This is a genomic window from Pseudoalteromonas carrageenovora IAM 12662, from assembly GCF_900239935.1.
GTDB lineage: Bacteria > Pseudomonadota > Gammaproteobacteria > Enterobacterales > Alteromonadaceae > Pseudoalteromonas > Pseudoalteromonas carrageenovora.
On sequence record NZ_LT965928.1, the window covers coordinates 2,132,669 to 2,143,452 of the forward strand.

Annotated in this window: 13 protein-coding genes; 1 reads left to right on the forward strand and 12 read right to left on the reverse strand. The window is 39.7% G+C overall.

The annotated features are described in order from the left end of the window. Position 1: 1 nt before the first annotated feature. The 10 genes from tmk to yceD all read right to left on the reverse strand — a co-directional run bounded on the left by tmk (position 2) and on the right by yceD (position 7,984). A complete protein-coding gene (tmk, locus tag ALFOR1_RS09635) occupies positions 2–628 on the reverse strand; it encodes a dTMP kinase (RefSeq protein WP_058549714.1) in 627 nt (208 codons plus the stop codon). A gap of 7 nt (positions 629–635) precedes the next feature. Beyond that, entirely contained in the window at positions 636–1,622 is a 987-nt protein-coding gene (gene mltG, locus ALFOR1_RS09640) for an endolytic transglycosylase MltG (protein ID WP_104642835.1), read from the reverse strand. Further along, the gene (pabC, locus tag ALFOR1_RS09645) at positions 1,616–2,419 is read right to left on the reverse strand and encodes an aminodeoxychorismate lyase (RefSeq protein ID WP_104642836.1); all 804 of its coding nucleotides are present in this window, start codon (positions 2,417–2,419) and stop codon (positions 1,616–1,618) included. Before pabC ends, mltG begins: the two co-directional genes overlap by 7 nt. A 70-nt stretch (positions 2,420–2,489) precedes the next feature. Continuing rightward, positions 2,490–3,728, reverse strand: a complete 1,239-nt coding sequence (gene fabF, locus ALFOR1_RS09650) for a beta-ketoacyl-ACP synthase II (protein WP_104642837.1) — start codon at positions 3,726–3,728, stop codon at positions 2,490–2,492. A gap of 272 nt (positions 3,729–4,000) precedes the next feature. Then, positions 4,001–4,237: an acyl carrier protein gene (acpP, locus tag ALFOR1_RS09655; RefSeq protein WP_002962377.1), complete on the reverse strand. Its 237-nt coding sequence runs from the start codon at positions 4,235–4,237 to the stop codon at positions 4,001–4,003. Between the two features lie 250 nt (positions 4,238–4,487). Next, entirely contained in the window at positions 4,488–5,234 is a 747-nt protein-coding gene (gene fabG / locus ALFOR1_RS09660; protein WP_104642838.1) for a 3-oxoacyl-ACP reductase FabG, read from the reverse strand. Positions 5,235–5,245: 11 nt separating this feature from the next. Further along, positions 5,246–6,172, reverse strand: a complete 927-nt coding sequence (gene fabD / locus ALFOR1_RS09665) for an ACP S-malonyltransferase (RefSeq protein WP_104642839.1) — start codon at positions 6,170–6,172, stop codon at positions 5,246–5,248. Between the two features lie 57 nt (positions 6,173–6,229). Continuing rightward, positions 6,230–7,267 carry a phosphate acyltransferase PlsX gene (plsX, locus tag ALFOR1_RS09670; protein ID WP_058549708.1) on the reverse strand — a complete coding sequence of 346 codons (1,038 nt, stop codon included), beginning with the start codon at positions 7,265–7,267 and terminating at the stop codon, positions 6,230–6,232. Positions 7,268–7,279: 12 nt separating this feature from the next. Continuing rightward, positions 7,280–7,450 (reverse strand): 50S ribosomal protein L32, encoded by a 171-nt coding sequence (gene rpmF, locus ALFOR1_RS09675; RefSeq protein WP_008109865.1) that lies wholly within the window; start codon positions 7,448–7,450, stop codon positions 7,280–7,282. A gap of 9 nt (positions 7,451–7,459) precedes the next feature. Further along, positions 7,460–7,984: a 23S rRNA accumulation protein YceD gene (gene yceD / locus ALFOR1_RS09680; protein ID WP_058549707.1), complete on the reverse strand. Its 525-nt coding sequence runs from the start codon at positions 7,982–7,984 to the stop codon at positions 7,460–7,462. A gap of 131 nt (positions 7,985–8,115) precedes the next feature. Between yceD and ALFOR1_RS09685 the strand changes: the two genes are divergently transcribed. Then, positions 8,116–8,721: a Maf family protein gene (locus ALFOR1_RS09685; protein WP_104642840.1), complete on the forward strand. Its 606-nt coding sequence runs from the start codon at positions 8,116–8,118 to the stop codon at positions 8,719–8,721. A 4-nt stretch (positions 8,722–8,725) separates the two neighbouring features. Here the strand turns inward: ALFOR1_RS09685 and ALFOR1_RS09690 are convergent, their stop codons facing one another. Continuing rightward, positions 8,726–9,388, reverse strand: coding sequence for an HAD-IA family hydrolase (locus ALFOR1_RS09690; protein WP_227006901.1), 663 nt, complete (start codon positions 9,386–9,388; stop codon positions 8,726–8,728). Further along, positions 9,385–10,344, reverse strand: a complete 960-nt coding sequence (gene rluC / locus ALFOR1_RS09695; RefSeq protein ID WP_104642841.1) for a 23S rRNA pseudouridine(955/2504/2580) synthase RluC — start codon at positions 10,342–10,344, stop codon at positions 9,385–9,387. The genes ALFOR1_RS09690 and rluC overlap by 4 nt, the downstream gene beginning before the upstream one ends. Positions 10,345–10,784: the final 440 nt, after the last annotated feature.

The window sequence follows — 10,784 nt, forward strand, 5'->3', positions numbered from 1 at the left end:
ATTATTTTAAGCCTTCAAAAAACGTGTGTAGTACGTTAGTTATATCGCGATGTACTTTATCAATACTTTGGTTTGCATCGACTGTTTTTATTGTATTATCGTCATTTGCAAGCTCAACATAACGCATACGCGTACGCTGAAAAAATTCAATGGCTTCTTGCTCTATTCTATCAAGCTCGCCACGGCCTTTTGCTCGCTCAAGGCCAATAACTGGGTCTATATCAAGATAAATAGTTAAATCGGGTTTTAACCCTTTTAATACCATAGACGAAAGTGAGGCCAATGTATTAGAGCTAATACCACGCCCTCCACCTTGATATGCCTGAGACGATAAATCGTGGCGATCTGCAAGTACCCATTGGCCTTTATCAAGCGCTGGATTAATTACGTTATGCATTAACTGAGAGCGCGCCGCGTACATAATAAGTAGCTCGGTTTCAAAAGCGATTTCTTCTTCGTGTTCAGCTTTTACAAGCGTTCGTAATGATTCAGCTAAAGGCGTACCACCTGGTTCGCGGACATTGATAAAGTCTATTTTTTGCTTGTTTAAAAAGTCTTGGCATAGCGAAATCGCTGTGGATTTACCTGCGCCTTCAAGGCCTTCTATTACTATAAATTTTGGTTTCATACAAAAGTTAGTTCTTTTTATTTAAAATATAAGTGTTAACTGCCACATTGTGCTGCTTTAATGTGGTTGAAAATTGATGACTACCATCGCCTTTTGAAACAAAGTATACATAGTCACTTTGCGGCGGGTTAACGGCGGCTAAAATAGCAGCTTTAGATGGCATTGCTATCGGTGTTGGTGGCAAGCCATTAATACGATATGTGTTGTATGGTGTGTAATCGCGTAAATCTTTACTTTTAATATCACCATCAAAATCTGCGCCTATTCCGTATATGACGGTAGGATCGGTTTGCAACCGCATATTCGTATTTAATCTATTTACAAAAGCTGAGGCTATTAACGGGCGCTCGCTAGCAAGGCCGGTTTCTTTTTCTATTATTGAAGCCATTATCAACGCTTTATAAGCTGTATCATAAGGTAAATCGTCACTGCGCTCGTGCCATGCATCTTCCAGCACTTGCTGCATTTTAACCGCTGCACGTTTTAATACACTGCTTGCTGTGTCGTTATTATGATAGTGATAAGTATCTGGGAATAACCAGCCTTCTAAGTACATATCGCTGTTGAGAATTTGCATACTTAGCGCATCGTCTTTTAAATCGTTTTGTAAGTTATTTGCTTTTTTTATAGCCTCAAGTACTTCACGTAAGTTTTGTCCTTCAATAATGGTAAAACTAAAACTTACTTGATCCCCTTTATTAATTTTTTTTATATTGGTGATCACACTATCTGAAGTGAGTTCATAAAGCCCTGCTTTTAAATCGGTAAGGGTGGGATCTAACTTTGCAACTACTTGATAGCGCCAACAGTTTTCTAGCCAGCCTTTAGCTTGCCATTGTTTACATAACTGGTTAAAACCTGTGCCTTTTTTTACTTCAAAATGAGTGTTCGTCGAGACTAACAAAGGGCTTGTTATAGTGGCTTGTAACTGCTGATATCCTACAATCGTGGTAATAATCGCTAGTAGTAATACCGATAAAGTAACTTTTAACACTTAGCCTCCTTGGCTAATAATTCTTTTAATAGCAACTGACTTTTTGATACATCAAATATACACGACCCAATGCTTTTAACCGGTATGGCCGCCATTAGGCTATTACATACAAAAACAGCGTCTGCTTGTATTAAATCCTCAACGCTAACCACTTTAAATTCAATAGCTAATTTATCACATAACGATTGCAGATAAACCCCTTTGATCCCGCACTCCTCAAGTTTTGGAGTAAAAACACGGCCCCCTTTAATCGCAAATATATTAGCCGCAGAGGCTTCAATAACATTATTGTTGTAATCAAGTACTATAACGTCATCGCAGCTTTCATTCTGCATAGCTTTTTTTATTAAAACTTGCTCTAAACGATTAAGGGTTTTAAGGCCGGCAAGTAAAGGCTGAGCCGCTAATTTAATAGGGCTTATTGCTAGGCTTACACCATCTTGATGTAGGCTCAAATAATTTTGAGGATAGGCAGCAACATTGAGTAGAATCGTTAAATTACACTCAGTAGGTAAGCTATAACCCCGTCCGCCTTCTCCGCGAGTAACAACAATCTTAAGCACATTTAGTTTGTATGATTGAATACAATTGCCTATGCGCTCTTCTAGCTCAGTAAAATTAATATTTGGAAAGCCAAGCCTTTGCGCGCATTCGGTTAAACGTGCTTTATGATATGGCCAATACTGCACTTTTCCATCAACAACTTTAGCTGTAGTAAAAAAGCCATCACCATAATTTAAGCCTCTATCTTGGGTACTTAAAGTGCTATTTTGATCTGTCGTTATTATTGTTTGCATTTAATTTGGCATATAAAAAAAGCCCAGTTAAACAACTGAGCTTTTATAATTTCGTTCGTTGTTAAAAAGATTATACCTTTTTAAATAGCAACGAGCCATTAGTACCACCAAAACCAAACGAGTTACATAAAGCAAAGTCCAACTTTGCGTCACGTGCAGTATGAGCAATGTAATCTAAATCACAGCCTTCATCTGGGTTATCAAGGTTAATGGTTGGCGACACTTTTTGATCAGTTAACGATAAAATAGAAATAATCGATTCAACCGAGCCTGCTGCCCCTAGCAAGTGACCCATCATTGATTTAGATGAGCCTACCATTACATCTTTTGCGGCATTGCCAAAAATAGATTTAACAGCTGCAGTTTCTGCTTTATCGCCAGCATTGGTAGATGTACCGTGCGCGTTAATATAACCAACTTGCTCTGCATTTACTTGAGCATCGTTTAATGCATTTTGCATAGCAAGCGCAGCCCCTGCACCATCTTCTGGTGGTGAAGTCATATGGTATGCGTCGCCGCTCATACCAAAGCCAACCAGCTCAGCATAAATTTTAGCGCCACGCGCTTTAGCGTGTTCGTACTCTTCAACTACAACAACACCTGCGCCGTCTGAAAGCACAAAACCATCTCGGTCTTTGTCCCACGGGCGAGAAGCTGCTTGTGGGTCGTCATTACGTGTAGATAACGCACGAGCTGCATTAAAGCCGCCCATACCAATTGGTGTACACGCTTTTTCTGCACCACCGGCAACCATTGCATCGGCATCACCGTATGCAATCATGCGCGCTGCATGGCCTATGTTATGCAACCCCGTAGTACAAGCAGTAACAATAGAGATGTTAGGACCACGAAGCCCATGCATCATTGATAAATGACCCGAAATCATATTTATTATGGTAGAAGGCACATAAAATGGAGAAAGCTTTCGAGGGCCACTATTAAGTAGCTTAATGTGGTTCTCTTCAATGAGTGTAAGACCACCAATACCTGAGCCAACTGCTACACCAATACGTGTTGCGTTTTGTTCAGTGATTTCAAGGCCTGAATCTTTAAAGGCTTGAACACCCGCCGCAATACCGTACTGAATAAACAAGTCCATTTTTTTAGTATCTTTCGCTGACATGTATGCAGTTGCATCAAAGTCATTAATTAAACCAGCGAATTTAGTACCAAATTTTGATGTATCAAAGTGTGTTATTGTTTGAATACCACTTTTACCATCTAATAAGCCTTGCCAGGTTGATTGAACATCATTACCTAGCGGCGTCAACATTCCTAAGCCAGTTACGACGACTCGACGTTTAGCCACGGTTTGCCTCCAATAAGGGATATTTTCACCAATTGATTAAAATATTATTATTTTAGTAAGCTTATTAACTTACTAAGTTTAAATCGAATTGGTATTACAAAGGGAATTCATACCCAAGCGACCTCAAAGTGCGAGTCTCAAACTCTACTAAATACGTGCTTTAAAAAACACATGCATTAACGATAAACAAGGGTGAGTTTGAATCATGAACTTTGAGGTGGTTTGGATATAAAAATTAAAGGCAGCGAATGCTGCCTTTAACTTGCGATTAATTACTCAGCGTGAGCTGTAACGTAATCGATAGCAGTTTGTACTGTAGTGATCTTCTCAGCTTCTTCATCTGGGATCTCAGTGTCAAACTCTTCTTCAAGAGCCATAACTAGTTCAACAGTATCAAGAGAATCTGCACCTAGGTCATCTACGAAAGAAGATTCGTTTTTAACTTCTTCTTCTTTAACACCTAGTTGTTCAATGATAATTTTCTTTACGCGTTCTTGGATATCGCTCATTCTTCTTTCCTTTATTAAAAACGCCAATGCGTTATTTTCAGATTGCGGCGTAGTTTACGCCGCATAATTCTCTGATTCAATGATTTGACCATAAATAATTGTCTGGTCAAACCTCTGAGTGTCTATTTTGTCTTTTATCGCTTATTTTCACAGCGATTTCAAGTATGTTTAAAGCAAGATCACAAAAAATTCAATCTTTTTGAGGTAACTTACTTAACTTAATTTAGTGGCAATATAGGTACAATGGTTATTAAACCATGTACATCGCGCCATTTACGTGCAAAGTTTCGCCTGATACGTACGCAGCTGCGTCAGATGCTAAATAACACACAGCAGCTGCAATCTCATCTGGCTGACCTAAACGACCCGCAGGTACATTAGCAAGCGTAGCTGCTTTTTGATCGTCAGTTAAATCATCTGTCATATCGGTTTGAATAAAGCCAGGCGCAACCACATTTACTGTAATTCCGCGTGATGCAACTTCACGTGCAAGTGACTTAGAAAAACCAATTACGCCAGCCTTTGCCGCAGCGTAATTAGCTTGCCCAGCATTACCCATAGTGCCCACAACTGAGCCTATGTTAATGATACGGCCATTTTTCTTCTTCATCATTGGACGTAAAACTGCTTTTGACAAACGAAAGATAGAGCTTAAGTTAGTATCGATAATATCGTCCCACTCGTTCTCTTTCATACGCATTAATAAATTATCGCGAGTAATACCCGCGTTATTTACTAGTACATCAACATCACCAAAATCGGCCTTAATCGCGGCAAGTGTAGCCTCAATCGAAGCAGGTTCAGTTACGTTTAGCGCATAGCCTTTACCGTTATCAGCTAAATATTCACTAATTTTAGCTGCGCCTGATTCACTCGTCGCAGTACCCGCTACTTTTGCACCTTGCGCTACGAGTGTATTAGCTATTGCTTTACCAATACCACGGCTAGCACCTGTAATAAGGACAACTTTGCCCTCTAAAGAAAATAAATTAGTCATTATATATACTCTTATTTAGCAGCATCGATTGATGCGGCATCATTTACTGAGCCACAAACCATTGCCTTATCAATTCGTTTTGCAAGACCAGTTAACACTTTACCTGGGCCAAATTCGTAGCTTTGCGTTATACCTTGTGCAACCAAAGCTTGTACTGTTTCAGTCCAGCGCACTGGGCTATATAATTGACGTACTAATGCATCTTTAATTGCATCCGCTGTACTTTCTGCTTTTACATCAACATTATTAATTACATCACACTTAGGTGTATTAAATGTTAAAGCAGCGAGATCATTAGCCAGTTTTTCTGCTGCTGGTTTCATTAGCTCACAATGCGACGGTACACTTACGCTCAGTGGTAATGCACGTTTTGCACCCGCGTCTTTACATGCTTGCGATGCTCTATCTACAGCCGCTTTGTGCCCTGCAATAACAACTTGACCTGGTGAGTTATAATTTACCGGAGAAACAACTTCGCCCTGCGCTGATTGGTCACATGCAGCTTTAATTTCGTCATCGCCCAAACCTATAATAGCGGCCATAGAGCCTACGCCCGCAGGTACTGCTTCTTGCATGTACAAACCACGGTTTTCAACAAGCTTTACCGCTTCGCTCAAGCTTACAACGTCGCTACATACTAAAGCTGAATATTCACCCAAGCTGTGCCCTGCCATTACAATTTCTGCATGTGGATTTTCTGCTAACCAATGACGGTAAATAGCCACACTTGCAGTTAATAATGCAGGTTGAGTACGGTGAGTTTGGTTAAGGCTTTCTTCTGGGCCATTAAGCACAAGTGCAGCAAGGTCATAACCTAATGCGTTCGACGCCTCTGCAAATGTTGCTTTTACAATATCTGAGCTTTCTAACAGCTCGCTCAACATGCCAACGCTTTGAGAGCCTTGACCTGGAAATAGAAGTGCAATTTTTTGTGCCATACTTTGCTCTTTTTAATTAAACAAAAAATAATATGTAATTAATACGGCACCTGAAATTTAATTGGCCGCCGTATCATTAGAATGTGTTTTTTCGAAAATTGCGGCTATTTTATCTGGAAGTTGGCGTTCAACTTCTTTTACCGCTTCGTCGATTGCTGCTTGAAATGCTTTAGCTGATGCATTTCCATGGCTTTTAACCACAATACCGCGCAATCCTACCAGAGAAGCACCGTTATACTGGTCGGGGTTCACCCTATTATAGAGTTTTTTTATAACGGGCTTAAGAATAAAGGCCATGCATTTGTAAACTAAGTGCTTTTCAAGGGCTTTTGTAAACTTATTCATTATAAGTTTAGCAATACCTTCACAGGTTTTTAATGCGACGTTGCCAACAAACCCTTCACATACTATTACATCAGCCTTGCCTGAAAAAATATCACTGCCTTCACTATAGCCAGTGTAATTTATATAAGGGCTTTGCTGCATAAGTTGCGCGGCTTGTTTAATACCTTCATGGCCTTTTATGTCTTCTGCACCAATGTTTAGTAAACTTACTTTGGGATTTTCGCAGCCAATAGCTTGCCCAGCAACCACTGAGCCCATAATGCCAAACTGATATAATACTTCAGCATCGCAGTGTACATTTGCGCCTAAATCGAGTAAATAAACAGGGTTTTCACGTTCGGTAGGCACCGCAGATATTAATGCAGGACGCTTAACGCCTGGCAGCATTTTTAGTACGTAATGTGCCATAAAAAATAATGCACCGGTATTACCCGAGCTAACACACGCTTGAGCCTCACCTGATTTAACTAAATCAAGGGCAACACGCATAGAAGAGTCTTTTTTTGAACGCACGGCAATTGCTGGTTCGCAGGCATTAGTAACTATTTCACTACAATGGCGAATAATAAGTCTTGGATGAGATAAAGAATCGAGGGATTCGAGTTCATTTTGTATTACTTGCTCGTTACCACACAATATAAGCGTTAAATTGGCATGAGCATTTACTGCGCAAACGGCAGCGGGGATAGATGAACGGGGGCCATAATCGCCCCCCATCATATCTAACGCTATGGTTAGATTAGTCAGCATAAAAGCAATCTCTTAGTTAGAAATTACTTGAACGCCTTTGTAGTAACCATCTGCAGTCACATGGTGACGACGATGAGTCTCACCAGATGTTTGGTCTACAGTTAAAGTTGGACCACTGATCGCATCGTGTGAACGGCGCATGCCGCGTCTTGCACGAGACTTTTTGCTTTTTTGTACAGCCATAGTCTTCTCCTAAGAATCTTTCTTAAGTTGTTTCAAAATATCAAATGGATTAGGTTTATCATCTTCCGCCTTTAACACACCAAAGCTGGCAGGCTTTGCTGAATAACTGCATGAAGCTTCGTTGTGAGTGGCAACTAATGGAATTGCTAAAATCAGTTCGTCTTCAATTAAATCAAAAACGTTAATTTCACCATTTTCATCAAGCGCTACTTCATCGTAGTCTTCTGGAAAAATATCTAAATCTGTATCTTCACCTACTGGCGAACAAACAAAATCTTGAACCAAATCCAACCCTAAATCACCATTACAACGTTGACAAGTGACAGTTACGTGTGTGGACAAATTGCCGCGAATCACAACTAAACCTTGGTCGTCGTTTTTGCAATGAATTTTTACCGCTATTTCACCTACTTCTTCCTGCACAACTTTCTCTAAACGAGTAAGTTTTTCAAGCGGTACAATTCCGTCATACGATAAACGGTGCTGCGCTGCTTTGCCTGGATGAAGAGTGATGGGAATTTTCACCTTTTGCATAGGGGCTGCATCATATAGATAGTTAGTTGGTTAGTCAAAGTAAAAAACCATTTTCAGGTAGTTTTTCACGTGTTTTACTTACGGATCTGATTTATCCTAACTCAAACTGATTTTCATTAGGAAAATAATCCATGAAGTACCCACTTATATTAGCGTCAAGCTCGCCTTTTAGGCAGTCTTTATTACAAAAATTTAATCTGCCATTTGAATCATTTTCGCCAGAGATTGACGAGTCACCACAAGCAAACGAAACACCTGAGCAGCTAGTAAAACGCTTGAGTGAGTTGAAAGCGCGTGCTGCAACACAACACTTTAGCACAGGCCTTGCTATCGGCTCTGATCAGGTTGCTGTATTTAACAATCAAATTTTAGGTAAACCACATAATAAACAAAATGCTATTAAGCAGTTATCTTTATTTAGTGCCAATACTGTAACATTTTTAACTGGCCTTTGTGTTTACGATATTACCAGTAATAAAACAAAAACCTTAATAGAACCATTCGAAGTTGTTTTTAAAGCACTTACCCGTGAACAAATTGAAGCATACTGCGATGCTGAGCAACCATATAACTGTGCGGGGAGTTTTAAAAGTGAAGGGTTAGGTATTTGTTTATTTGAAAAATTAAACGGGGACGATCCTAATAGCCTAATAGGCTTACCGCTAATTAAACTCAGCCAATTATTAGCTGAGTTTGGTATTGATGTATTAGCGGCTCAAACACCTCAAGCAAGTTAAATTACTAACCGAGTAATACTTGTTGCAACTGCTGGTAATTATCAACAGTTGCAACAGGTGTTAATTCACTTAACTGCTGGGCATTATGTACACCCATAGTAACCCCTATACGGTCCATATTTGCGGCTTTGCCCATTGCCATATCAATTTTTGTATCACCTATCATTACAGCATCATCGGCGCTTACGCCAATTTCTTGCAATAACTGATAAAGCATATCTGGCGATGGCTTAGACAGTGCGTCATCACTTGTACGCGTTGCACTAAAAAATTGCCTAAGCTGGCTTTGATCAAGTAAGCGCTCTAGTCCATCACGCCCTTTACCTGTAGCAACAGCTAACATTATACCTTGCTCTTGTAAGACGCTAAGTACACTTGCAACATCATCAAAAACGGGGGTTGGCGTCATATCAACACTGTATTGATGTTTATAACCTGCAATTAAAGCCTTTTGATGTTTTACCTGCTCAGGAAATAAAACGTCAATAGCACGCTCAAGTGACAAACCAATTATATTCTTAATTGCATCATCACTTGGCGGCGTTAAATTAAGCGACAAAGCACTTTGTCGAATACAGTTAACTATTTTGCCGACTGAATCCATTACAGTGCCATCCCAATCAAAAATAACCAGCTTATACTTTTTAATTGGCGCTGCTTTTATCACTGTTTTGCATCTCGTAATTTTAATAACGTATTTTTAAGTGTTTTATCCAGTGGGGCTTCTATACGCATGGTAGTTTCGTTTTTAGGGTGGTAAAAACTTAAATCGTGTGCGTGTAAAAATAAACGATTTAAGCCAACTTTACGCATAGATTCGTCAAACCCTTGGTCGCCATACTTATCATCACACGCTATAGGGTGACCTTTACATTGAGTATGCACACGAATTTGATGCGTTCTACCTGTAACTGGCGATGCCTGTACAAGTGAGCAATCGTTAAAACGCTCAAGCACTTTAAAGCGAGTATGCGAAGGTTTACCCTCAACATTATTTACTCGCACTACTCGCTCGCCCGATTTAAGCGTATTTTTACGCAAACCCTCTGTCACGTTTTTCGTTTTAGAATCCCACTGACCTTCTACAAGCGCCCAGTAGTTTTTTTCCATTGTTTTTTCGCGTAGCTGCTCATGTAATGCAGTTAATACAGAACGGCGTTTAGCAATTAGTAAACAACCTGATGTATCACGGTCTAGCCTGTGTACAAGCTCTAGACTACGCTCATCAGGGCGAAGTGCGCGTAACGCTTCTATTAAGCCATAACTTAAACCACTGCCACCATGCACAGCCATGCCCGAAGGTTTGTTGATCACAATAAGGTATTTATCTTCAAATAAAATATCGTCCTCAAGGCGAGTAACTTTATCTAGTTTTGATGGTACAAACTCTTCTCGCTCAGACACTCTAATAGGTGGTATACGCACTACATCGTCTAGTTGTAACTTATAAACAGGTTTAATACGTTTTTTGTTTACACGTACCTCACCTTTACGAAGAATTTTATAAACTGCGCTTTTAGGCACCCCTTTTAAATGGGTAATAAGAAAGTTATCAATTCGTTGACCTAAATGGTCTTCGTTGATTGTGACAAAAGATACTTGTAAGCCGGTTTTTTCTGACATTGCCTAATCACTGATTTAAGTAAAATAATTTAGTTGCTAACACGGTAATAATAGTGGGATAATCAGCAGCGCAAATATTTAGTATTTGCAAATAACAACGGTGCTTTTTAACACATTAAAAGATTCGTGATGCACATTCTGGGTAGCCGATCATACAGATCCGAGTTAAGTTTTCCAAAGCTTTTATGCCTCCTCAGTTAACACGTGCGATCAATTAACAGCAATGCGCGTAATATATTGCTGCTTAAGCTTGAACATGAAGTAACTTTTAACGTACTAGAAAAAGCAATGAACAGATAATTTGTCTGATAGTGACGGCGTAAAAACGCGTCGTTCAGCACTGGCTCAATTATTGTAGTACCGTACAGCAGCTTATTTAGAACTAAAAAAATCTAATAAATAAGCGTTCATTAACATTGGCAGCGACTCTTGCTCGTAAA